Origin of the sequence: Streptomyces dengpaensis (assembly GCF_002946835.1) — a bacterium.
GTDB classification, from domain to species: domain Bacteria; phylum Actinomycetota; class Actinomycetes; order Streptomycetales; family Streptomycetaceae; genus Streptomyces; species Streptomyces dengpaensis.
On sequence record NZ_CP026652.1, the window covers coordinates 204,988 to 225,974 of the forward strand.

The following is a 20,987-nucleotide window of genomic DNA, read 5'->3' on the forward strand; positions in this document are numbered from 1 at the left end:
AACAACTCACTGTCACGCGCCGAGCGACCAAGGCTCCGTAGCTACTGGTCCTCCGACAACGCGCGGACGAGCCACTGTGACTCGGCGTCGGTCAACTGGGGCATGTCCGCCGGAGGAGTCAGCGAGGCGTAGGGCTCGACTCCGTCCTTCTCCATGGTTTTGAGTTCGACAGCCACACGATGGGGAGTGGGGAGGGGCAGGCTTCCGGACCGTGACCGTCCGCGCGTGCCGGGTACCGAACGCTCCGCGGCTTTGCCGAGAACGCACCACAGCACGCGCTTCAGCGCGATTTCGAAGACGGCCTCACGCAGGACACGGGGCAAGTTCCGCGTCAGCGTCTCCCCCAGCCCACCGCCCTGCAGGACGAAGACGGAACGGGCACCGGCCCCGCCGTAGGCCTCCGCGGCATCACCCAAGGCGGAGGCCATAGCCTCGCGGTCAAGCGGACCACCCGCGAAATGCAGTACGACTCGCTGCCGATCCAGTGAGGCGATCAGCGTGTCCACGGTCGCGTTCACGGCGGACTGACTTGTTTGGGGCTCCGTGAGCTCAAGCCATCGCAACTCGTCAGACGCTGCCATGAGACCGCTCGTCTCCGCCAACCGCCCGTGGCCGTGCGGCACTCCCCCGTAATTCCCTCACCGGCAGACTCCCCCTTGTGCGGCGGTGACACGGCGTCAGTGGCGTGAGTGTGTCACCGCCTGAGGGAAGCGTCCAGGTATGGCCAGAGCGTCCCGTCTCGGCTCAACCCACGGCGCAGGTGGTTCCGTTGAGCGTGCATGCGCCGGGTGCCGCGCTGTTCCCGCTGTGGCTCGCCTGATAGCCGATCGTCACGTTCGCGTTAGGGGCGAGTGTGCCGTTGTACGAGGCATTCATCACTGTCACCGTGCCCGTGGTCGGGGTGTATGTCCCACCGACGCCACGTACAGGTCAGGGCGCCCGTGCGCTACCACCGACCGATCATCACGATGGCAGTGACTACGCAGAGCAGAGAGAAGGGGCGCGTCCATCGGAACAGGGGAACGCCAGCACACCTGTACGTCCAACTTCCCTGTCCCCTGGGCCAGACAGGGGACACAAATGCCCGGAAAGGGACATCAGGAATTAGACGCTACACCTGGAGTAATCCGGAAACGGCACCCACGGACAGACTCTGGCCGGATCCCCCGTGCGGCGTAGAGGTGCCGTCAGAGTCCAGTCCGCTTCGGCCATCGGACGGTGGGATCAACAAGCCAGGCCATGCCCACCGTCGGCGGCCCTTCCGCGTCGGTCGCCGCCGCGTTCGTGTACAGGGCGGGCCCGGAGGGCGGACATGGACGGCTGGAACTCCCGGGGCCCATACTGGTGGGCTCGCATATTCAACTATCGCCAGTTCGTGTCGGAGTACGCCGCCCTCGGGTGCCGAGCGGTGGGATGCCGGCTGGCGCTGGCGGGGCAAGCGCGGCGACGTCCTCCGCCGGCGGCACCTGGAGCCGATACGCCCCCTGTGATCATGAACGGTGCCGATGACTGACACTGTCGGGATGACCCGACCCAGAATCCGTGTCGCCGCATACGTGATCCGGCATCGCGCCGTCCTCGAGCTCCTGGCGTTCGACCACATCGGTATGCCGGAAGCTGGCACCCAGGTTCCTGCGGGAGGAGTCAACTCAGGGGAAGAACTCGAAGAAGCGGTCCTTCGAGAGGTCGCTGAGGAGACCGGTCTGCACCGTGCTCCGGCAGATCGCCGTGGAGGACAAGCCTCACCCCGACACGGGACAGCCACGACGAACTAGCTTCTTCTACCTCCAGGCGCCCGCAGACACCCCCGATGCCTGGGAGCACCACGTCCACGGCGACGGAGACGACGCCGGCCTCATCTTCGCCTGCCGGTTCCTCCCACTTCCCCTGAAGCAGCCACTGGCAGACGGCCAGGACGCGTGGTTGGACCGCATCGACCCGCGCTGGACCACCGTTACCGGCGACAGTCAGTAATTGACGAAGTGGCCCAGCACCTGGGCGGCATGAGTCGCCTGCTCGGGGGCGCCCTGCACGATCTGTTCCAGCGCCAGAACTCCCCCGATCCGTACATATCTCGCCTCGGAGCCGAGGCGTTCCAGTGCCTTGGTGAACCGGTCTGTGACCTGACCGCGTCGACTCAACCGGTAATTACGGACCGTGTACGGCAGTGCTGCGCCAGCTCCGATCGCGGCGGCACACGCCACCAGGGCACACTCCGTCGTACCGGGGCCGGTTCCCGAAGTTCCCAGGGGTTTTCCCCGAGCCGTACCCCGAAGCGTGGCGGCTCGCACCGTTCCTAATGTCTCCCACGGGGGATGCGGTGAGCATCCGGCACGGGACCGGACGGCACCTTCCCCACGAGGGAGATGATCGCTGTGGGACCGAACGACGTGGAGATCGTCCGAGTCTTTGCCCGGAAGACGACCAGCCCGAACGCCGACCCGACTCTGAACCCCAAGGAGGCGGCCGAGATCGCGGTGGAGGTGGAGGCGGGCGACGCCATCTTCCGGATCGGGGCGCCCTACGAGGTCGAGATCACCGTCAAGGATCTCGTCGACGGCACGAACATCCAGACGGCGACGGCCAACGTGGTCAGCGGGCTGCTCAGCCAGGCCCCTTGGGACAAGCAGCAGGCCGCGTTCGTCTTCGGCATCGCCGCCGCGGAGCTGGAAAAGCACAAGGGGCACCAGTGCGAGGTCTACGCCTCCGTATACATGGGCCTGACGGACCCGGACGCGAGCTTCGCGACCAGCCCGCGCTTCCTCATCCAGCGCTGACCGGGCCGGGCGGAAATCTCGCCACCAGCCCCACCCGGGACGAGATGCCGAGCTTCGCGTAGGCATGGCCCAGGTGGTACTCGACCGTCTTCACGCTGAGCACCAGCTCCCGGGCGATTTGGCGGTTGGTGAGACCGGAGGCTGCGAGCCGGGCGACGGCCAGTTCCTGCGGGGTCAGCACAGGGCCGCTGTCGGGCGGCATTGGGCGAAACCTTGCCGCACCGCTGGTCCCGCAGGCGGCGAGTTCCCGCGCGCAGCGCTCCAGGAGGGGGACCGCGCCGAGGGCCGTCAGGGTTTCGTGCGCGGCCTGGAGCGCTTGCGCGGCGGCGGCCCTGCGGCCGGTCCGGCGCAGCAGCTCGCCCAGCGCGAGCTGGAGGCGGGCCCGTTCGTACGGCGCGGTGACCCGGGCCGCGTGCGCCAGCCCGGCACGGAACACGTCCTCGGCGGCGTCGGGCTCATGCCGTGCCGCCAGCAGCTCGCCCCGGACCCGGCAGTCGGTGGCCTGGGCGGCCCGGTGGCCGCGGGCGGCGGCCAGCGCCTCGAAGGCGGTCAGTACGCGGTCCGCCTCGTCGAGGCGCCCGAGTCCGACGAACGCTTCGGCCAGCAGATCGCGCCACGGCGCGGTCATCGGCTCGCACAGCCCCTCGGCGGCGTCGGCCTCCAGGAGCGGCAGCAGCTCCGCCGCGGCGGCGTCCGGCTGCCCCCGCAGGATCGCGAGAAAGGCGCGCACACGCCGGGACTCGGTCATGACGGTCCCCGGCGTGACCGGTATGTCGGGCACCTGATCCAGATGCCACTCCGCGCGGTCGTAGTCCCCGCGGGCGGCGAGGACGCGTGCGGCCGCTGCATGCACGGTCAGGTGCAGCTCATTGCCGGTGTCGTCGGTGAGGGAGGCGGCCGATTCCAGGCATAGCGCTGCCTCCTCCCAGGCCCCCAGTCCGTACTGCGTGAGACCCATCTCCAACATCGCGATGATGCGCAGCATCATCGGCCCGTCGCGGCAGATGAACAGGGCTTCCCGCAAGTCCCGCTCCGCGTTCTCCAGGTCGCCCGACCACATCCGCAGGAGGCCGCGTCCGCAGAGCAGATCCACATCGGCCGCGGCGACGAGCGAGGCGTCCGGCAACTCCGTGGCCACGGCGAGCCCGCGCCCGATGTCACCGCTGAGGCCGTAACCGGTCATCCGGGCGTAGCGCAGCATGGTGCTGGAGGCCCGCCGGGCGGACAGCCGCAAGGCCTGTTCGGCCCATTCGGCCGCCTGCAGGCCGTGGTTGAGGGACAGCGCCATGAAGCTGAGCTGCCCGGCGATGTACGAGGCCAGCTCCGGGTCCGCCGCGCTGTCACAGATGCTCCAGGCATCCCGCAGGAGGGGCTCAGCCTGCCTGATGTCGCCGTCGAACGGCAACATCAGGGCCCGCGCGTACCGGTGTGCCGTCGAGCAGGCATCCCCCGGCAGCTCGTCGAACAGCACCTGCGCCTCGTCGCGGCGGCCCTCCCACAGCAACGCCTCGACCGCCTCGACGCCGTACCGCTCCCGGTCCCGCTCCGCGCGAGCCAGCCGGGCGGCGTCGCGCAGCAGCGGGGCGGCCGTCCCCCAGCGCCGGGCGGCGGCCTCGGCGTGGGCCAAGTCGGCGAGCTGTCCGGCCAGCGCGTCGTCCGGACCCTGCGCGGCGTGCACCAGGTGCTGGAGGCGGCCGAACGCCGTGTCGGACTGCCCGGCCGCGGCCCGGTGCAGCGCATGCCGCAGTACGGGGCCGAGCCGCCGGTAGACGGTGGCGCGGAGCATGGGGTGCGGAAAGGACACGCGGGGGCCGCCAGGTTCCGGCGTCTCGTCGAGCAGTCCGGCGCCGACCGCCTCCTCCAGTGCCGGCAGCGGAAGCTTCAGCTCCGCGAGCCGGGCGGCCGCGTGCAGCGGACAGGACATCCCAAGCACACTCGCCGCGGCGACCAGGGCCTGCGCCTCGTCGGTGCAGCCCGCCAGCCGCTGTTCGATCAATCGGGCGTACCCCAGGGGCGCGGGCAGCAGGAACGTCGCGGACATCAAGTGGGCGGGCGGTACCTGTTCGAGCAGCGCCTTGACGTGCAGCGGGTTGCCGGCGGTGTGGTCGAGCAGCCGTACGACGGCGGTCGGCGGCAGCGGACCAGTACTGGCGGCGGCGAGTTCGCAGACCTCGCCCGCGGTCAGGCCGGTCAGGGTCAGGCGCAGCGCGCCCTCGCCGGTGAGCAGTCGGCGCAATCCCTCGGGCAACGCCGGATCATCGGCCTCTCGTAGGACGACGACCGTGAGGACCCGGTCCGCGCGCAACCGGCGCAGGGCGAAGGCCAACGCCTGCAGGGACGAGGAGTCCGCCCAATGCGCGTCGTCCACCACGAGAACCAGAGGTCCGGCATTGCGCGTCTGGAGTTCACCGAGCACATCGAGCAGCCGAGAGCCGACGGTCGGTGCGTCGGCCGCCGGAGGCCGGGGGACGGCCTGCTCCGTGTGTGGTGACAGCAGTTGATCGAGCAAACCGAACGGGAGACCGGTCTCGTTCTCCTCCCCGCAGCCTTTCAGCACCTCGGCCCCGGGGTGCCCTGCGAGGAAGCGGCCGATGAGGGCAGTCTTGCCGATCCCGGCCGGCCCGTCGACCAGCACCAGACGAGGCGCACCGGCGATGACCTGTGCCAGTTGGTCGTTGAGAGCCGAGAGATGGCTGTTCCGCCCGACGAACAGATCGCCCATGTCGGCCACCTCCCCCTGTGCCCGCGGCGGACGGTCCCCCTGGCCACCCTCGCGCACGGAAGAGGACCGCTCAAGGGGGCCCCGCGGCCAACCCCCGTGGTCCTGCGGCTCCTATAGGGAGGAGCACCGGACTGTTCAATCCACGCGGGCAGACCCGCTACAGTCCGCCGCCGACCACTACGGGAAACCGGTTAGAAACGAAGTCATCCCTACTCCCCGGCTCAGTTGCGGCTGAGCTGACGCGTGACGCCCGCCACGACCGTCGTCGTGAGCAGCCACCCGGCCGCGATCAGCCGTAGGCAAGCCACTGCGTACCGCTGGACGTCCAGTACCAGGCGTTGCGCTGGCCGAGGCGCCAATGGGGGTCAGCAGGTCGAGGGTGTAGGGGAGGGCGTGGAAGACGGGCCCGTCGGCAGGGTTGCGGGCGACCGGGTGCTGGCCGCGGAAGACCAAGGTGCCCAGGAGGGTCAGGGCCAGCAGCCAGATCCCGGCCCGCCAGGGGCGGTAGCCGTATCCGACCGTGATGTCGAGCAGCCGGCCCCAGGCGCGCCCGGCGGCGTGCAGGGTGCGGCGCCGGTGTCGCTGCTTGGCGAGCAGCACGCGGCGGGCCTCGTTGTCGTGACCGATCTTGCGGTACCAAGTGGCGAGAAGTCGCCGATCTGTGCCTGGGCGCAGTCCAGGGCGACCCCTTCGCCCTGGAGGAGCGCGCCCTCGAAGGCGAGGAGGTCGGCGACGCGTGCCCCGCGCAGGGCGACGGTCGCCTCGGCCGTGAACCCGTCCGTACACACCAGGGGCGCGATCACCGCCCGATCGGCGCACAGAGACTGGCCCCATCCCGTACCGAGGTGCGCGCCCTCGAGGAGCAGCCCACTGGGGAACTGCGCGCCGACCAGCCGTGTGCCGCCATGGACGGTGAAGCCCCGGCGGGCGAACAGGGCACCACCTACCTGGAGCCCGCCTGCGAACACGGCCCAGTCCCCGGGCAGCGAGATAGTGGACCCGCTTGGTGCAAGGACCCCTCGACGCGGGCGTCGATGAGTGAGAGCTGTCCGTCGACGTGCGAATGCTCGATCAGGAAGCGGCCGTTGACCCGCGCCAAGCGGGCATCGAAGCGGCGCAGATGGCTGTACCTAACGCAGAGGGTACGGATCGTTGTCCCAGTCATGCTGATCTCGTCCTCGACGTGGCACCCGTCGAGCCACAGGGCGTGGCCGATTTCGGCATCGTCGAGTTCCAGGCGCCCGGTGATCCGTGCCCCGGCGAGCCGTAAGGTGGCCACCGCGGCCTCCTGCCGGGTGTTGGCCCCGAGCAGGAGGGCGACCACGACCTCGGCCCGCACGGTCCGCTCGCGCCCCCAGCTCCCGCCCTGCGCCGGGTCGTCCTCGTCCGGCGTCCCGGTGCGCAGGTCGGCCCAGCGGCCCTCGGGGAAGGCATCCCACAACATCCGCTCGGGAGCGCTGAGTTGGTCATACGACAGCATCCGGGCAGCTCAAGGAAACAGCACGGCCACGCGAAGGGGGCGGGCAGCCCGTCCGCACGCGCGTCGCAGCGTAGGAAGCCGCTCAGAGCTCCGGGACGAAGCCCCCGGATGCCGAACGCAGTCACGCCGGTACATACATCGGCCCGGCGGCTCTTCGTGGTGACGCCCCCCAGTGGCCCGCACCCAACGCCCCACAACCCTGGTGATCGAGGACGTCGAGCAGCTGCTGGAGGGCACCGTGCCCGGCTGCGGTGACGACAACCCCTACAACGGAGCGGAGCACTTCCGTCGTCTCGATGAAGCGGAAGGGCTGCTGCGCCCCTCCGAACTGGCGGCCCGCATCGGCCCCTGCACCACCGCCCAGTTCGTGCGTGAGCGTGGACAGCGGCACGATCTCGCGCTGCCGGCGGCCACGGGTAACGCGGTCGTAGATGCGCGCGCCGTCAGGCTGCCGTAGCGTCGGCGGCCCCGTCCTGGTGGTGGGCGGGGCCGCGGTGGGACCGGGTCAGGGTGAGTCAGCCGGAGGCTACTCTGCCTCTTCGGCCGTTTCAGCCGGTGCCTCTTCAGCCGCAGGGGCCTCGGGAGCTGCCTCCTCGGCCGTTTCAGCCGGTGCCTCTTCAGCCGCAGGGGCCTCGGGAGCTGCCTCCTCGGCCGTTTCAGCCGGTGCCTCTTCAGCCGCAGGGGCCTCGGGAGCTGCCTCCTCGGCCGTTTCAGCCGGTGCCTCTTCAGCCGCGGGGGCCTCGGGAGCTGCCTCCTCGGCCGCGGGCGTTTCGGTCTCCTCGGCCTCGGGGGGCTCCTGCTCGATGTCGCTCATGCGTTCACCTCCTTCCATTCTGGCGATTTGCGGAGGGACTTAGCCATTGCATAGCCGGGCATAGCGGCACAATCAGAGTGAAACAGAAGCAATTACCTCAATTGGAAAATCTACCGCTCACCGGCCCCTTGTCCAGAGGGTTCCTCTGTAGGAAGAGCCAGCGACTGGCTTCGCGGCGTTGCTCCTGCCCACGCGGTCGGCGGAACGACTTTGGCCGGGAGTTTCAATGACCGAGTCAAGCCGCCTGCCCGCGCTACGCCTACGCCGAAGGGCAGGAGGAGGAGTTGCGGAAGCTGCTCGGCGACGTCAGCGTCCTCCGCGACCGCCGCGGCGGCGGCAGCCAGCCCCTCCCGCTGAGCCTCCTGCGCGAACGGTAGGCCGTGGACGCCGCGACGCCCCAGGCGACAGCCTGGGGCGTCGCGGCGCTGAGGCAGCGCGTGTTCTGCCCCTTTGCCCGGTGTGTGACCCGGTGGAGCAGGCGCCGTAGGTCCGCCCACACCGCCCGTGGCTCATATCCGAACATCGTCTTCACTCCCCCTTTCACGGGGCGGGCCGGCGGGGAGCGGTCCCACATCGCCCGCGGCCCATCGCCCTCTCACGCGCGCTGGCAGTGACGTGCCGGGCGTGCGTCGAGGTGCTGGCTGTGCCGTCTGCTCGGCGCCGGGCGGGTACGGGCCCAACGGCCGCTCGTGCTGGCGGGGCTGGCCCGCATCGGCTGGGGCGTCCTCGGTTTTGGTGTGCTTCAGGGTCTGGGCGACCTGGTCGGCGAGCTGGACCATCAGCAGCTCGCGGGCGATGAGTTGGCCCGAGGCCGAGTGGGTGTCCTGGGTCTGGATCAGGCCGACGCCGTCCCACAGCATGTGCTGGCCGATCTCGGCCGAGCGGCGCAGTTCGTAGCGGTCGCTGCCAGTGGCGGCCTGGACGAGGTAGGTGTGCAGTGCGGCGAGGCGCTGGAGGTAGCGGCAGGCGCCGTCGCCTTCGACGCTGCGGACGTGTGTGCGGGCCCGGGCGTCCAGGCGTCTGGGCAGGTGCTCGGCGAGCAGCGGCGCGAGCACCATCGCCGGCAGTGCGACGTCGGCGGGGACGCCATGGCCCATGGCGAACAGGCCGGCGACCAGGCCGATGAGGGCGACGGCAGCGGCGGACACCCGCAGGGATCCGGGAATCGTGGGGGCCAGGGCGATGCGCTGGGCCGGACGCCTGGTCAACCAGCGAAGGGCCAGGCGCTGCATACGCGTCGCGGCAGGGGTGAGCACTCCGATCTGATGAGGGCTTTCGGGGAGAGTGCCGTCACCGGGGACGGTCCAGGCGAGCCAGCCCCACCGCGTGCGTTCGTACACCAGCACGGGCTGGCACTCGGCTGAGCACGCGGTGTTGCGGACGTGGCCGGTCCGCAGGGCACGTGATCGTTCCGCCTCCCACCGGCCCGGATCGAGGGTGAAGGGACGCTGGTGCTGCGAGGGTGCGGTCGGCGGTGATGCGTGGAGCGTGTCCGTCATGAGCTGCTTCCTTCCAGTCGGGTCAGGGCGGAGGCACACGTCGCGCAGCGGCCGTCGCTGTCGGGGTGGGCGCGCCGGGGGGTCGGCCCCGGGCAGGTGCGGCACAGCGGCCAGCCGAGGCAGGCCGGGCAGAGGTCTTCGCCGGGGGCAGTTGCGGGAACGCCGCAGCCGGCGCATTCGACGAGGGCCCGGTAGGTCTGGGCCTCGCTCACGGTGCGGGCGGCAGCCGTCGTCGACCGCTCGACGAGCTCCTCCGCCGACGGGGCGTCGTGATGGGCCGCCGCGATGGAAGGGGGCGGGTAGGCCTGGGCGGCTCGCAGACGGGCGGCGATGATCGCCCCGACCGAGGTACGCACGGGATGCGGCAAGGGGCGATCGGTGATGATGTGCCGGAGCTGTTCGCTGCTGAAGCCGGCGTCCATCATCACGTACTCGGCCCTGGTCGGTCAGCGCCTTCCCGGTCAGCAGCAGTTCAGGACGGCTGGCTCCGATGTCGAGCAGCAGCCGGATACCCGGATGCATCTCGTCTGCCGGTGGCGGGGCCGTTGAGGGCGCTGTCGGGTCCGGCTGGTCCGTCCTTCCAGGCATCCGCGCGGCTGTGCGGTCGCACGGACGGAGGGTCTGGTGTTCTGCTTGTTGGTCTTCTTTCTGTTGGTGTTCTTAGTGGGCTAATGAGCCAACGTAGGGTTATCCACTGGTGGAAAATCCGACTCTGATTGTGACCTGTGGTTTTGCAGGCTGGGCAGGTCGGTGATGCAGTACGCGGCCGCGCCGAGGGTGCCGTCCCGGTCGCGCTCGCGCTCCCGGAGCAGGAAGCCGTGCGTCTCCAGTTGGTGCAGGCTGGAGAGCCGGTCCCTGTGACCGATGTCCCGACGCGAGGGCCGGTAGGCACTTGGCCGTCGATACACCACTCCAGCGGGCGTGACCCTCTCCCCCACCCTCCTGGACGCCGTGCTGGTTCCCCACCCCAGTCCCGCGTGGCCAGCGAGTGTCGTCGCCCTCATCCAGCTCCTGGCGTTCTCCATGAGCCTCGGTCTGCTGGCCGACCGCGATTCGCTGGCGCTGGGGCGCTATCCATGGGCACGGCTCGCTGACGTGCACAACCTCGGTTCGCTTACGGCCTGGGCATCGTCGGTCGCGGCCGCGCTCGCCACAGCGGTAGCTGCACTCCTCCTCGCTGGGGTGCAACCATTCGTGACGGATCTGGTGCACCCTCCGGCCCCGACTCCACAGACGAATCCCCCCGCGAATACCGCCTCGGCCTAGGCATCGCGACCCGCTACGACAAGACCGCCGAGTCCTACCAAGCGGCCGTCACCCTCGCCTCGCTCCTGATGTGGGCGTGACATTTGAAGACAACTCCTAAGCGGCCTGGCCGAGGTTCGCTTCGGTACGGCCGTGCCCGATAGGGGCGCCGGGATCAGCGGCGCACTTCGCCCCGCCCGCTTGGCGCCGTAACCCGAAAAAGCAGTGGCCGCGCGGGCTCGGGGCCACATACGTTCGCCTCCATGGTTGACGCAACTTTCGGGCATCCGCGCCTCGCCGCCATCTACGACCCACTCGATCCGGACCGCAGCGATCTCGACGCGTATCTCGCGATGGCGGAGGAGTTCGGCGCGCGGTCCGTGCTGGACATCGGGTGCGGTACGGGCGTGTTCGCGCTGCTGCTCGCCGAGCGCGGGATTACGGTCACCGGGATCGATCCCGCGCGGGCGTCCGTCGACGTCGCGCGTGGCAAGCCGGGCGCGGAGCGGGTGCGCTGGCTCGACGGCGACGCGGGGGACCTGCCGCCCATGCAGATCGACCTGGTGACGATGACCGGGAACGTCGCCCAGGCGATCGCCGATCCGCAGGCGTGGCATACGACGCTGCGCGGCGCGTACGAGGCTCTGCGGCCCGGCGGGCGGCTTGTCTTCGAGACGCGCGATCCGGCGCAGCGCGTGTGGGAGGAGTGGGCGGAGTGGACGCGCGAGACCACGTACCGCATGACGGACATCCCGGGCGTCGGCCACGTCGAGACCTGGGCCGAGCTGACGGACGTGAGCCTGCCGCTGGTGAGCTTCCGGGGTACGCACGTGTTCGCTGCGGACGGGGACGTACTGACCTCGGAATCGACACTTCGCTTCCGCGAACGTATGGAGATCGAGCGGGACTTGCACGAGCACGGCTTCGTCGTCGAGGACGTACGCGACGCACCCGACCGGCCGGGCAGGGAGTTCGTGTTCGTGGCGCGGCACGGTACCGCGGAGCCCGTCCCTCCCGGAATGCCCTAGGGAGCGTGCGCACCACACAGCGCCGGGCAGACGGGACTTTGAAGACACTCCCTAGATAGGGGCTGGGCTCCACCTGGGCCTCGTCGGTCATGTCCGCCACCACGTAGCGGGCCGAACCGCCGGCGGCCTCGATCAGGCGGACGGTCTCCTTCAGGGTCTTTGCGGTGCGGCCGGCGACCGTCACCAGCGCCCCCTCCGCGGCCAGGGCCAGGGCGGAGGCCCGTCCGATGCCGCTGCCGCCGCCGGTGACGAACGCCGAGGTGCCTGCAAACTGCTGGGTCATGTCTGTGATCTCTCTTGTTGCGGTGGGGTGTTGTGTTTTGTGGCGTGGTCGGTCAGGAGCGCCGCTGCACGGCGGTCACCTGCGGGCAAGAGCCCGGCGGCTGGCGCTGTGCGGTGGCACCTCGCATCGGTGGGGCACGACGTCAGAGCTGCGCTGTGCCCTGGACGATGACCTCGTTGACGTTGACGTCGGCCGGCTGAGCGATGGCGTAGCCGATGGCCTGGGCGATGGCCGAGGCGTCGATACCGACCGCTTCGAGCGCTGACCGCACCGTGTTCTGCTGCTCGGGGTTGCCACCGGAGTGGGTGAGCTCGGTCTTGGTGAGGCCGGGGCTGACGACGGTGACGCGAAGGTCGGCGGTCTCCTGGCGCAGGCCCTCGGACACGGCGCGTACGGCGAACTTCGTCGCGCAGTACACGACCCCGGTCGGGTCCACGCGGTGCGCGGCGGTGGAGGCGACGTTGATGATGTGCCCGGACCGGCGCTCACGCATGGAGGGCAGGACCCCCGCGATGCCGTGCAGCACGCCGCGCAGGTTCACGTCGATCATCTGGTCCCATTCGTCGACGCGCAGCTCCTCCATGAGGCCCAGCGGCATCACACCGGCATTGTTGACCAGGACGTCGACGCGCCCGTGGCGTTCGAGCGCGCCGGCGACGAAGGCGTTCACGCTGTCGCGATCGGTAACGTCCAGCTGCGCGGACTCGGCGCGGTGGCCGGCCTCGGTCAGCTCGGTGACCAGACGGTCCAGGCGGTCCACGCGACGGGCACCGAGGACGACCTGGTGGCCAGCGGCGGCGAGGTTGCGGGTGGTCGCCTCGCCGATGCCCCCGGACGCGCCCGTCACCAGGACGATCTTGCGGTCGGGGGACTGGGTGGTGCTGTTCATGGCTGTGCTTCCTCAGATGTTCTGCCGGCCCTTGTGACCGGGTGACACATCAAGAGCACCACCGGACCGAAACACCAGGTAGAACTCTCCTTGTCCCGGGGTTCGGCCTACGGGGGGGCCCAGCAGAACCCCCCGTGGACAGGAAGCGGTCGGTTCGCAGAGCTAGCCTGAAATACATGAGCCAGCCCGTGCCCGAGACCGATATTCGGGATTTCCTGCGGACACGCCGGGCCCGCATCACCCCGCAACAAGCCGGTCTTCCTCCGCACCCGGGCGTGCGCCGAGTGCCTGGTCTCCGGCGCGAGGAAGTCGCCCAGCTCGCCGGAGTCAGCGTGGACTACTACGTACGGCTGGAACGTGGACGCACTACGAGCGTCTCCGCTGCCGTCCTGGACGCCGTCGCTCGCGCGCTGCAACTCAACGACACCGAACGTAACCATTTGTTCGCCCTGGCCAACCCCACCCGGCAGCGCCCGCAAGCCAGGGCGGCCCAGCGTGCCCGCCCCGGGCTGCTGCGGGCGCTGGAGAATGTCGCCGGCGTCCCGGCCCTGCTTCTGGGGCACCGCCTGGACGTCCTGGCCACCAATCACCTGGCCCGCGCCTTCTATCGTGACTTCGAGGGCCTGCCGGCCGGCGAGTGGAACATGGCCCGCTACATGTTCCTCGACCCCGCCGCCCGGGATCTCTACGTCGACTGGCCCGAGACCGCCCGCGAAAACGTGGGCATGCTGCGCCTGCATGCCAGCCACCATCCACGCGATCCCCGGCTGGCCCAGCTGGTTAATGAACTGTCCGTCGGCGACCGGGACTTCCGCCGGTGGTGGTCGGACCACGACGTGTACCAGCCCAAGTACGGCTCCAAGCGCTACCACCACCCACTCGTCGGGGACCTCACCCTTGGCTTCGAGGCCTTCAAGCCCATGGGCGACCCCGACCAGACGCTCGGCCTGTACACCGTCGAACCCGGATCACCGTCGGAAAACGCCCTGCGCTTGCTTGCCAGCTGGACCGCTGACAACACGCACATCCAGCCCGAGGAAGGCTTGGGGGGGTGCGCCCCGCCCGGCCGTGGGGCGGCGGGGCAGGCCTGAGGGGCCTGCGCCGTCGCCCTCATGGCCGGGCCCACCGCGAGACCGGCCGGGGGGCGGGCACGGATGGACGGCTGAGGTGACGTCGCCTGCCAGATCGGCACGTTCCTGGCCTACGGCTCCGCCAGGGGCCGGGCGTTGATTGACCGGGAACTTTACGTGCCCGAGTCGTGGACGGACGACCGGGCCCGGTGCCGGGCCGCCGGGATCGACGACGCAGTGCCGTTCGCCACGAAGGTCGAGCACCTCAAATGGATGCTGCAACGCGCCTTCGACGCGTGCGTCCCGTTCGCCTGGGTCACCGCGGATGAGGCCTACGGCCAGGTGAAGCACTTGAGGGCATGGCTGGAGGAACGCGCGGTGGCGCATGTACTGGCCACCAAAGTCAACGACACCGTGACCACGACGGACGGTTGGCAGGTGAGGGTCGATGACCTGGTGTCCGCGCTACCGCTGCAGGCGTGAAAGCGGATCTCGGCCGGGGCCGGCGCCCACGGCCAGCGGATCTACCACTGGGCCCGCATCGCGATCCGGCGCAGCTGGACGGGCGGGTTCGGGCACTGGGTGCTCGCCCGCCGCAGCATCACCGACCCCACCAAGATCGCCTACTACATCTGCTACGTCCCCACAGTTTCACGGCTGAAAGACCTGGTCAGGACGGCGGGCCCTCGCTGGCAGGTGGAGGAGTGCTTCCAGACCGCGAAGGGCGAATGCGGACTGGATCACTACCAGGTGCGGCTGTACCGGGCCTGGTACCGGCACATCACCCTCGCCATGGCCGCCCTCGCCTACCTCACCGCCGTCCGCATAGCAGAAGCCACAAAGGGGGGCAGCTTCAGCGACGATCAAGACCTCATACCGCTCAGCGTCCCGGAGATCCGCCGCATGATCGGACACCTCGTCACCACGCCCCGCCACAAGAACAACGACCACCATCTGCGCTGGTCACGCTTCCGACGACGCAGCCAAGCCCGAGCCCGCCGCTGCCACTACAAACGCCGAGGCCACACCCACATGCGGTTGCAGTACTAACCGGGAACGTCCATGGGGCAACGGCGCATGCCAGCCGGTGGACGTTGTCGGAAAGCCTGCGCAGGAGACCGCGTGCACAGTTTGCAGTGGCGGGGGACTGGAAACGGAGCATCAACCACCGCGCCGGTCCCCACCGCAGACCGCTCCAAGCAGCGTGACGTCGAGGAGGGCTTCTAGCTGGGAAACCGTCTGCTTGGGATCTTCAGCAAAGATGGTTTCCATGCCCAAATCCGCAGCAGGCGGGAGGTAATGGCGGTTGTCGTCAACGAACACGCACGCCTCACCTGGAAGTTCCATCATGTCCAGCATGAGCCGGAAGATCTCAGGGTCCGGCTTGCGAATGCGGTGGTGCTCTGAAATCAGTACCGCATCGAATCGCTCGTCAAGATCGTAGCCATCGTAAAGGTTCCACGGCGTTAGTCCGACGCTGTTCGAGAGAACTCCCACCCGCACTCCTGCCTCGCGGGCCGCTTGCGCTGCATTAAGCATCAGCGGCTCGGGACGTAGGTCGGCGAAAATCCTTCCCATGAGGTTGTCGGGTCGGACACCGAGGCTCTTCGCGGCATGTGCGTTCCACTGAACTTGCGCAATGTCTCCACGTTCCAGCTCATGTGTGACGCGGGTTCCCTTGGGGTCGAGGTACAGGGCGTCCTTTTTGTACCTGGCCCGGTCTGTCAGCGGCGGAGGACCGAGAACGGGCGAGGCTACGTGGACGAACGGCGAGTCGTGGGAGCGACTCTCACCGCGATTCGGCGAGGGCGAGCCCGGGATCCGAGCGGCGAGTTCGTCCTCACGCCGGGCCCAACGGCGCCCAGTCGTCTACGACTCGTCGGCGGCGGACGGCTCGGTCTCTGGCTTTCCGAACGGGTATGCGGCCCAGGCCTGGTCGAGGATCGCATCATGTCCGTTGGCGGCAACCGCCCTTTCCCCTACGGGGTGAGGGCTCCTGTCCACCCCTGAGTCCGGGTGGCCAGGCCCTCTTGAGGCTTGGCGGCGCACGGGCCGAAAAGTGTGCGCTCCTCCCACTCCTGCGAACGCCTCTGCGCGCCGCCCCGTCGACCGGATATTGCCTCCGCCGAAGGGGAATTGCGAGCGACAGTTGTCCTAAACGGGGGACGTAGAGGGGAACCAGTGGGCACCTACGGCGAAGACCTCAAGGAGCGCGGGCAGCAGCTGCGGCAGTGCGTGAGGGACCGCGAGTTCATGGAGGCAGCCGAGACCACGTTGGATACGGCGAAGGAACTGGGCTACGGCGCGGCAGGGCTGGTCGCCGAGGTGGTGGCGGTGGCGTCCGGCGCGCTCGTCGGAGCGGCGACGGGAACCATTGCCGGCGCGGTGATCGCCGGCCCGGTCGGCGGTACGGTCGGCTCGATCGGCGGCGGCTACACCGGGGCCACCGCGGGTTTGACCGCGGCAGAGACGATCCATCGGAACTACTTCGGCGCGAGCACCGAGGAGCGCCAGCGGGTCAACGTCCTGGGCGGCCGGGTACGGAGCGCCGTCTTCGCGGTCAAGGGGATGCACAAGTGGGCCCACTCCGAGACGGCCAGACGGATGGTCAGGGCTTGCTTGACGCAGGGGAAGGCGGGGGTGCGGTGACCCGGCTCGTCGTTCCGCGTCCGCCCGCTCCTGAGCCGAGAACGGGGAGGACGCCATGGAACCGGTGTCGTTGATCGTCGCAGCCCTGGTGGCAGGTGCCGCGGCGGGCGCCACCGACGCCACCAAGGAGGCCGTCGCCGCCGCGTACCGGCGGTTGCTGGGGGCGGTACGCGCACGCCTCGCCGATCGTCCGGACGGCCTGCTGACGCTGGACCGCTTTGCGGAGGAACCGGCGACATGGGAGCCGTCGCTGCGGGCCGAGCTCGCCGCGGCCGGTGCAGACCGCGACGAGGCGCTGATGGCCCTGGCGCGGCAGATGCTGGCGGGAACGGCGCAGGACGGCCCCGGCCCGAAGTACCAGACCGAGTTTCACGGCCAGGTGGGCAGCGCCGTCGTCGGCGATACCGCGCACGTGGAGGTGACCGTCCACAAGCCCGGTCCGGCGACCGACCGGGCCTGAGACACCGACGCCATGAAACGGGCCCGGCCGGAGCACGTGGAATTCCACGAATCCGTCGAAGTCGCCATGATCGGCGACCACAACACCGTCACCGTCCACCGGCACGCGCCGCGGCTGCCCGCCCCCTTTCTCGCACCGAGCCGGCCGTCCAGTCTGCTGGTGGGCCGGGACGAACTGCGCGGACGGATCCGCGAACTGCTCTCCGACGGTGTGGTCGCGCTCCATGGGCTGCCCGGGGTCGGCAAGACCGCGCTCGCGCTGGACATCGCCTATGACGACGAAGTCCGGACCCGTTTCCCCGACGGCGTGCTGTGGGCGGGACTCGGCATCCAAGGCAATGTGCTGCGGCACCTGGCCGACTGGGGAGAGCACATCGGAGTGGGAACCCAGGACCTACGTGCGCACACCGCCGCCGGCTGGGCCGAGGCCCTCCACCGGAAGATCGGCGCACGCCGCTTCTTGCTCATCGTCGATGACGCCTGGGATGCGAGCGACGCTCTGGCACTGCAAATGGGTGGGCCGAACTGCGCCCAGCTGCTGACCACCCGGTCCCCCGGCGTCGCCCTGGAGTTCGGCGGGGCTGTACTGCGCGTGGACGAACTGGCGCCCCCGGACGGCTTGTGCCTGCTCGAAACACTCGCCGAAGAGGCCATGGGATCGAACCGCGAGGCAGCGGCCCAACTGGTCTCCCTCGTCGGCGGACTGCCACTGGCACTCACGCTGATGGGGCACCACCTCAGGGGAGCGGCGTTCAACGGCCAGCCCGGCGTCACCGAAGCACTTGAGCGGCTGCGGCTGGCCGAGGAGCGTCTGCGGCTCGAACGCCGCCAGGCCCCGAGTGCTGTGCATCCCAGCCTTCCGGCCGACCTGCCGATCTCCCTGTTGTCCGTGCTGGAGATCGGCCACGCCCAGCTGCCCGCGTCCGCCCAGGAAGCCCTCCGCGACCTGACGGCGTTCCCGCCCAAACCCAACAGCTTCGCGACGACCGCCGCACAGGCCGTCACCCAAGCCGCGGCGGATACGCTGCGCGCCATCGTACGAGCCGGGCTCATCGAGTCCGCCGGCGCGGATCGCCATGTCATGCACCAGGTGGTCCACGATTTCGTACGCGCCAAAGGCCCACCGGCCGCTGCCGAGCGCCGCATGGCCCAGCTGTACGTGGGCATGGTCGGCAAGAGGGCCGATGGAGCCGAGGAGGGCGCCATGACCAGCGAACAGTTCCAGCAAGAACTCGGCAACGTCCTGCAGGCGCTCGACCACGCACACCGGCACGGCATGCACGAGACCCTGCTCTCCGGGGTCGATGCCGCCTACCCCCTGCTGGTGAACCGAGGCCTGTACGCGGTGGCCGAGCCCCACCTCCAGCACGCTCTGCACGCCGCGCGCGCGGTCGGGGACGCCCAGGCGGAGGCCCGCACCTTGCTTCGCCTGGGCAGCGTGATCCTGGAGCGAGGCGACCTGCGTCAAGGCGGCAGATATCTCGACGAAGGCATGCAACGCGCCCAGCAGGCCGACTCCGTGGGAGAGATCGTCGACCTCCTGCTGAAGATGGGCTGGAGCACCGGCATGCGCGGCGATTTGGAACGCGCCAGGCGGCACTTCGCCGACGCGCTCATCGGGACGCAGGGCGCGGAGGCCGTACCGGCGCTGCAGGGCCTGGGCTGGGTGGCGGGACTGCAGGGCAGGCACGACGAGTCGGCCGCCCATCTTTACCGCGGCCTGGAGCTCGCTCGCGAGAGCGGCGATCCGTCCCGGATCGCGGGACTGCTGCAGGTCGGCGGGTGGATGCGGGCCCTGGCAGGCGACTACGGCGGGTCGGCGGAGCTCTTCGAGGAGTGCCTCGAGCTGTCACGTACCGAGCACTTGGGCACCGAAGAGGTGGATGCGATGCACGGCCTCGGCTGGCTCGCCACCGAACGCGGCCACGGCGACCAAGCCCGCATCCAGCTCACCGAGGCGCTGCGGCTAGCCCGCGAGCTGGACTACCACGAACGCGTCCCCATCCTGGTCAACCTGGGGCGAGTCATGATCAGGACAGGAGACTTCGACGGCGGCGGCCGGCTGCTGCGGGAGGCCGAACAATTGGTCCGCGAACAAGACCGCCCCGAGAAGCTGAGCGATGTGCTGCGGGAACTGGGCAGGTACGAACTGGCTGCCGGGGCCCACGAGCCAGCCGAACGCCACCTCCGGGAGAGCCTGCAGATCGCCGAACAGATCGCAATGCGCGCGCCCCTGGCAGCAGCTCTGGAAGCCCTGGCCGAGTCCGAACTGGCGCACGGCCATACATCCGCCGCACGCGAACTGCTACTGCGCGCCATGCGGTTGGAGCGCGGCAACGCAGCCGTACTGGCCCGCCTGCGGCTGGCTCTGGCGGCGGTCCACGAGGCGGAGGGCGATCTCGTCACGGCGGAGGAGCTCTTCCGGGCATCCCTCGCCGGTGCCGAGCGAACAGGCCAGGAGGAACGCGCCGCCTTGAGCTTGGCCGGAGCGGCTCGCGCGGTCGCAACCGCCGGAAACCCACAGAGCGCTCGCGCACTGGGCATCGACGCCCTCGAACGGCTCCGCAACCTCGCCAGCCCTCACACGGCAGAGGTCCAGGAGTGGCTAAGAAGCTGCATCTGACACCCGCACGACAAAGAGACGTCATGGCTGGGGCTGACCACATCACCCCTGACCAGCTCACCGCCGATCTCGACCGGCCCGGTACCGAAGCCAGCGGCGCCACACTCAAAGCCAGCGCCACCCTGCTGGCCGCGCTCACCCACGCCGTGATCCTCATCGAGGCCGTGGACAACTCCGAGGCGATGTACACGGCCGAGACCGCCGTCGCCCGCCACCGGCCCCTGCTCGCCCCACTCGCCACCAACGACGTGCGCTCCAGCGGCAGCGCCCGCCTGCTCGCCGAGCAGCACGCCGTCAACTGCCCGACCCCCGCGCGAGCACTCGCCCTGCTCTGAGAAGCCCCAACCACCCTCCCGTGCCCGGCCATTCACGGTCCGGACACGGCCCCCAGGAAAGGACCGCCCCGTGCTTGAGCACGTCGACTTCTTCGAAGCCGTCGTCACCGCCTACCCCAACGACGCCGACCACGCCCCGCTGCTGGAAGCCCCCGTCCACGCGCGCCCGCCCACCTGGAGCGCATGCGGTCCCACCCGGACATCGCCGGGGAGGTGCTGCGGCTGGAGTACACGGCGATGAGCCTCAACCCGAACGCACCGCTGTACGGCAAGCGCAGCCTGCTGGAGCTCTTGACCGCTCCCAGCCGCGGGACCGAGCGCGCCTGGAGGCGTTCGAGCGCGAGCTCGACATGCCGTGGGCGCTCCACCACATCCGCCGCCTGTTCCTTCTGTCCGCCTCCGGCGAGCGGCGCCCAGTGAAACGCTCCACCGAGCGCGTCGACCTCGGCCGCCCGCGGCAGCTGGCACGGCCTTTGATCACCAAGTCTGAACGGCACAGCGTCGAGGTAGAGCACAACCCGGTGTACGGGCGCGCCTGTACGTGGGTCCGCGGCACGGCGTGGCCGACGGCGGAGGAACTGTTCGCCACCGCCCCCACCCGCGTGATCAACAAGTAGGACCAGAAAATTTGAACAGGAGTGGGACGCCCTGATCTCGGGCTCCACCGCCCAGCTCCCGCTCGACTGCCCGCCCCTCACCACCTCGTCCGAACTGCTGGACGTACGACTCCGTGCCCGGCGCCGGCGACTGGTCCGGCACCTCGCGCTGCATGTCTTCGACCTGGTCTTCGGCAGAGATCACGCTCTCCGCAAGCTGAAGGTCAGTGTCCAGCAGGGCGCTGGTGGCACGGCCCATGGCCGAACCGACCAGGTTCGCCATCTCCACCAGACCCTCGCTGATCGACTCCAGCTCCTTGTGGTAGGCCTCGCGCATCCGTCCTCACCGTCCAGTCCTCGGCCCACCTGCACCAATTGCCAGATTCGCACATGGTGTCTGCCGGGCGGCCGCTGGAGGGCCTGCCAGCGTTCAAGGCGGTAGCCGGTGACGAGCTCGGCGGAGATGCGGACGACGTGGTCCATGCCCATGTCGATCCGGGGAATGAGGAGCTGCTGGT

General features: G+C 69.7%; 21 protein-coding genes and 5 pseudogenes. 13 read left to right on the forward strand and 13 right to left on the reverse strand.

Annotated elements, in window-relative coordinates:
- Positions 1–41: 41 nt before the first annotated feature.
- Together C4B68_RS01015 and C4B68_RS01020 are read right to left on the reverse strand one after the other, a co-directional pair.
- The gene (locus tag C4B68_RS01015) at positions 42–581 is read right to left on the reverse strand and encodes a hypothetical protein (protein WP_143674422.1); all 540 of its coding nucleotides are present in this window, start codon (positions 579–581) and stop codon (positions 42–44) included.
- A 163-nt stretch (positions 582–744) separates the two neighbouring features.
- Positions 745–921, reverse strand: a pseudogene (locus C4B68_RS01020) (cellulose binding domain-containing protein); the annotation flags it as partial.
- Between the two features lie 602 nt (positions 922–1,523).
- Here C4B68_RS01020 and C4B68_RS01025 point away from each other — a divergent pair.
- A pseudogene (locus C4B68_RS01025) lies at positions 1,524–1,974 on the forward strand (NUDIX hydrolase).
- Here the strand turns inward: C4B68_RS01025 and C4B68_RS41585 are convergent.
- Positions 1,968–2,141, reverse strand: a complete 174-nt coding sequence (locus C4B68_RS41585; protein ID WP_167458968.1) for a hypothetical protein — start codon at positions 2,139–2,141, stop codon at positions 1,968–1,970. The pseudogene C4B68_RS01025 and the gene C4B68_RS41585 sit on opposite strands and share 7 nt — an antisense overlap.
- Positions 2,142–2,375: 234 nt before the next feature.
- Between C4B68_RS41585 and C4B68_RS01035 the strand changes: the two genes are divergently transcribed.
- Positions 2,376–2,777, forward strand: coding sequence for a hypothetical protein (locus C4B68_RS01035; protein WP_143674420.1), 402 nt, complete (start codon positions 2,376–2,378; stop codon positions 2,775–2,777).
- Here the strand turns inward: C4B68_RS01035 and C4B68_RS01040 are convergent.
- The 3 genes from C4B68_RS01040 to C4B68_RS42760 form a co-directional block, all read right to left on the reverse strand.
- Entirely contained in the window at positions 2,764–5,499 is a 2,736-nt protein-coding gene (locus C4B68_RS01040) for an ATP-binding protein (protein WP_099505131.1), read from the reverse strand. The genes C4B68_RS01035 and C4B68_RS01040 overlap by 14 nt on opposite strands.
- A 177-nt stretch (positions 5,500–5,676) precedes the next feature.
- Positions 5,677–6,099 carry a hypothetical protein gene (locus C4B68_RS42755; RefSeq protein ID WP_240634113.1) on the reverse strand — a complete coding sequence of 141 codons (423 nt, stop codon included), beginning with the start codon at positions 6,097–6,099 and terminating at the stop codon, positions 5,677–5,679.
- 343 nt (positions 6,100–6,442) lie between these two features.
- Positions 6,443–6,979, reverse strand: a complete 537-nt coding sequence (locus C4B68_RS42760) for a hypothetical protein (protein ID WP_240634114.1) — start codon at positions 6,977–6,979, stop codon at positions 6,443–6,445.
- A gap of 172 nt (positions 6,980–7,151) precedes the next feature.
- Between C4B68_RS42760 and C4B68_RS01050 the strand changes: the two genes are divergently transcribed.
- The gene (locus C4B68_RS01050; RefSeq protein ID WP_099505130.1) at positions 7,152–7,436 is read left to right on the forward strand and encodes a hypothetical protein; all 285 of its coding nucleotides are present in this window, start codon (positions 7,152–7,154) and stop codon (positions 7,434–7,436) included.
- Positions 7,437–7,505: 69 nt separating this feature from the next.
- On the opposite strand, the gene C4B68_RS01055 is transcribed toward C4B68_RS01050, so the two are convergent.
- From C4B68_RS01055 to C4B68_RS42765, 3 genes are all read right to left on the reverse strand, one after another.
- Positions 7,506–7,793: a hypothetical protein gene (locus C4B68_RS01055; protein WP_206337056.1), complete on the reverse strand. Its 288-nt coding sequence runs from the start codon at positions 7,791–7,793 to the stop codon at positions 7,506–7,508.
- A gap of 509 nt (positions 7,794–8,302) precedes the next feature.
- The gene (locus tag C4B68_RS01060; RefSeq protein WP_180289352.1) at positions 8,303–9,292 is read right to left on the reverse strand and encodes a hypothetical protein; all 990 of its coding nucleotides are present in this window, start codon (positions 9,290–9,292) and stop codon (positions 8,303–8,305) included.
- Positions 9,289–9,720: a hypothetical protein gene (locus tag C4B68_RS42765; protein WP_240634115.1), complete on the reverse strand. Its 432-nt coding sequence runs from the start codon at positions 9,718–9,720 to the stop codon at positions 9,289–9,291. The genes C4B68_RS01060 and C4B68_RS42765 overlap by 4 nt, the downstream gene beginning before the upstream one ends.
- 493 nt (positions 9,721–10,213) lie before the next feature.
- Here C4B68_RS42765 and C4B68_RS41175 point away from each other — a divergent pair, with 493 nt between their 5' ends.
- Entirely contained in the window at positions 10,214–10,558 is a 345-nt protein-coding gene (locus tag C4B68_RS41175) for a hypothetical protein (protein ID WP_143674419.1), read from the forward strand.
- 242 nt (positions 10,559–10,800) lie between these two features.
- The gene (locus C4B68_RS01070; protein WP_099505129.1) at positions 10,801–11,565 is read left to right on the forward strand and encodes a class I SAM-dependent methyltransferase; all 765 of its coding nucleotides are present in this window, start codon (positions 10,801–10,803) and stop codon (positions 11,563–11,565) included.
- Between the two features lie 70 nt (positions 11,566–11,635).
- Here the strand turns inward: C4B68_RS01070 and C4B68_RS01075 are convergent.
- A pseudogene (locus tag C4B68_RS01075) lies at positions 11,636–11,848 on the reverse strand (SDR family NAD(P)-dependent oxidoreductase); the annotation flags it as partial.
- A gap of 142 nt (positions 11,849–11,990) precedes the next feature.
- Complete coding sequence (locus C4B68_RS01080) at positions 11,991–12,737, reverse strand: SDR family oxidoreductase (RefSeq protein WP_099505128.1); 747 nt, start codon at positions 12,735–12,737, stop codon at positions 11,991–11,993.
- Between the two features lie 176 nt (positions 12,738–12,913).
- On the opposite strand from C4B68_RS01080, the gene C4B68_RS01085 reads away from it, so the two are divergent.
- Together C4B68_RS01085 and C4B68_RS42770 are read left to right on the forward strand one after the other, a co-directional pair.
- Positions 12,914–13,828: a helix-turn-helix domain-containing protein gene (locus C4B68_RS01085; RefSeq protein WP_099505127.1), complete on the forward strand. Its 915-nt coding sequence runs from the start codon at positions 12,914–12,916 to the stop codon at positions 13,826–13,828.
- A gap of 87 nt (positions 13,829–13,915) precedes the next feature.
- Positions 13,916–14,665 (forward strand): annotated as a pseudogene (locus C4B68_RS42770) (IS701 family transposase); the annotation flags it as partial.
- A 303-nt stretch (positions 14,666–14,968) separates the two neighbouring features.
- Here C4B68_RS42770 and C4B68_RS44280 read toward each other — a convergent pair.
- On the reverse strand, positions 14,969–15,628 hold the full coding sequence (locus C4B68_RS44280; protein WP_338059745.1) for an HAD family hydrolase: 660 nt from the start codon (positions 15,626–15,628) through the stop codon (positions 14,969–14,971).
- 360 nt (positions 15,629–15,988) lie between these two features.
- Here C4B68_RS44280 and C4B68_RS01105 point away from each other — a divergent pair, with 360 nt between their 5' ends.
- From C4B68_RS01105 to C4B68_RS42360, 6 genes are all read left to right on the forward strand, one after another.
- The gene (locus C4B68_RS01105) at positions 15,989–16,456 is read left to right on the forward strand and encodes a hypothetical protein (RefSeq protein WP_099505123.1); all 468 of its coding nucleotides are present in this window, start codon (positions 15,989–15,991) and stop codon (positions 16,454–16,456) included.
- Positions 16,457–16,511: 55 nt separating this feature from the next.
- Positions 16,512–16,916 (forward strand): hypothetical protein, encoded by a 405-nt coding sequence (locus C4B68_RS01110; RefSeq protein ID WP_099505122.1) that lies wholly within the window; start codon positions 16,512–16,514, stop codon positions 16,914–16,916.
- A gap of 36 nt (positions 16,917–16,952) precedes the next feature.
- Entirely contained in the window at positions 16,953–19,538 is a 2,586-nt protein-coding gene (locus C4B68_RS01115; protein ID WP_206337057.1) for a tetratricopeptide repeat protein, read from the forward strand.
- 23 nt (positions 19,539–19,561) lie between these two features.
- On the forward strand, positions 19,562–19,873 hold the full coding sequence (locus tag C4B68_RS01120) for a DNA-processing protein DprA (protein ID WP_099505120.1): 312 nt from the start codon (positions 19,562–19,564) through the stop codon (positions 19,871–19,873).
- Between the two features lie 70 nt (positions 19,874–19,943).
- A complete protein-coding gene (locus C4B68_RS41590) occupies positions 19,944–20,114 on the forward strand; it encodes a hypothetical protein (protein WP_167458931.1) in 171 nt (56 codons plus the stop codon).
- Positions 20,115–20,223: 109 nt separating this feature from the next.
- Positions 20,224–20,490, forward strand: a complete 267-nt coding sequence (locus C4B68_RS42360; protein ID WP_180289351.1) for a hypothetical protein — start codon at positions 20,224–20,226, stop codon at positions 20,488–20,490.
- 139 nt (positions 20,491–20,629) lie between these two features.
- On the opposite strand, the pseudogene C4B68_RS42775 reads toward C4B68_RS42360, so the two are convergent.
- A pseudogene (locus tag C4B68_RS42775) lies at positions 20,630–20,806 on the reverse strand (PhoU domain-containing protein); the annotation flags it as partial.
- Positions 20,807–20,987: the final 181 nt, after the last annotated feature.